This is a genomic window from Bacillus sp. P14.5, assembly GCF_003316765.1.
Taxonomy (GTDB): Bacteria; Bacillota; Bacilli; order Bacillales; family Bacillaceae_B; genus Rossellomorea.
The window spans coordinates 1-1,340 of sequence record NZ_NIJF01000020.1; the positions used below are offsets into that span (position 1 = coordinate 1).

The window sequence follows — 1,340 nt, forward strand, 5'->3', positions numbered from 1 at the left end:
AACACATTTCATGACAGTATTGTTATCACTATTCGGTTTGATGTTTGTGGGATCGTTCATCCTCGACTATCAACGCGGCAAGACGTTCCGACAATCGCTCTTCGGGGGAGTCGACACGATGAAACGGAACTTGTTTATCTTTCTACGCACGTCCCTCTCGATGATGATTTTTTATCGGACCGCTCCTACTCATCTCCATGTTCGCCTTTTCAGAACTCGTGTCGTTTGAGACGGTCGCCGCGTTCATGATTTCCCGTGCTCAGCATCGGTTTCGCCGAGCGGATCATCGGAATGATTGTTGCGCCGCTCGTCCGCACATTTTGGCACCAACGCGGAAAACTGATGCCGCTCTATCTCGATGCCGGCCTCTACATCTTCCTGCTGTCAATTCTCATTCTCGAGTTCTTGCTGAACATTCCAGGGGTTGAACTCGGTACTTCAGCCATCGCGGTATTTTATGCGTTCGCGCTCTTCTATATCCGTTATTTGTTCAGCTTGATTCGCTTCACACTCCGAAAAGGCGTGCCGTCGAGCTGACGCCCTTTCCGCAAACCGAACCGTTTGCGGTTTTTTGTGCAATTTACTAATTGACAATGAGAATCGTTATCACTTATACTCTAGTTGTAGCTCCCAAAGCTTGACGTAAACGTTCCCCAAACCATTACGTCACGTGGATTCCCCTCCACGACACTCTTTTTGAAAGCAATGCGACAACCCCCATTTGTTGCACCCAAATTTGCCATCCAAAAAACGAGCGGCTCTCCGACGGAGCCGCTCGTTTTTTTCATGCGAAGATATCCTGTTCGATTTGTTTCAATCCATAGAACACGCCCCCGGCCTGCATCAGTTCATCATAGGACCCGGTCTCGACGATGCGTCCTGCTTCCATGACGATGATGTGGTCGAAGCGTTCGAGCCCGGTCAGACGATGGCTGACCATGACGAGCGTCGCTTCGTCGGCTTGACGGAAAATCTCAGCGAACACGTCCGCCTCGGTCCGCGCATCAAGCGCCGACGTCGCCTCGTCAAGAATCCAGAGCACTCCGTTCTTCAACAGGGCACGGGCGATGGCGAGACGTTGTCCGTTCCCCTCCCGATAAGTTCGCCCCTTTCTCAAGGACGGGCTCATCGAGTGCGAAACCGAGACGGACACTAGCGAGCGCCGCCTCCATCTCGGTGTCCGAGAAGTCCCCAGCGAGCGCTAGATTCTCTCGAACCGTCCCAAAGAAGAAATGGTTCTCTTGAAGAACGACACTGGCTTGTTGCCAGACGGACGCTTGCGTCACGTCGTCGAGGCGATGGCCGCCTAGCCGCACCTCACCTGATTCCGGTCTGACGAA

4 protein-coding genes are annotated in these 1,340 nt (G+C 52.9%); 2 read left to right on the plus strand and 2 right to left on the minus strand.

What is annotated here, in order from left to right:
* Both B9Z54_RS24645 and B9Z54_RS02930 read left to right on the plus strand, forming a co-directional pair.
* A partial coding sequence (locus B9Z54_RS24645; RefSeq protein ID WP_162785070.1) for a hypothetical protein occupies nucleotides 1-229 on the plus strand: 229 nt, incomplete at its 5' end.
* A 26-nt stretch (nucleotides 230-255) separates the two neighbouring features.
* Complete coding sequence (locus B9Z54_RS02930) at nucleotides 256-537, plus strand: hypothetical protein (protein ID WP_162785071.1); 282 nt, start codon at nucleotides 256-258, stop codon at nucleotides 535-537.
* A gap of 247 nt (nucleotides 538-784) precedes the next feature.
* Here the strand turns inward: B9Z54_RS02930 and B9Z54_RS25470 are convergent, their stop codons facing one another.
* Both B9Z54_RS25470 and B9Z54_RS25475 read right to left on the minus strand, forming a co-directional pair.
* Nucleotides 785-1,054, minus strand: coding sequence for a hypothetical protein (locus B9Z54_RS25470; RefSeq protein ID WP_240189775.1), 270 nt, complete (start codon nucleotides 1,052-1,054; stop codon nucleotides 785-787).
* Entirely contained in the window at nucleotides 1,026-1,316 is a 291-nt protein-coding gene (locus B9Z54_RS25475) for a hypothetical protein (RefSeq protein ID WP_345840679.1), read from the minus strand. The genes B9Z54_RS25470 and B9Z54_RS25475 overlap by 29 nt, the downstream gene beginning before the upstream one ends.
* Between the last annotated feature and the right edge of the window lie 24 nt (nucleotides 1,317-1,340).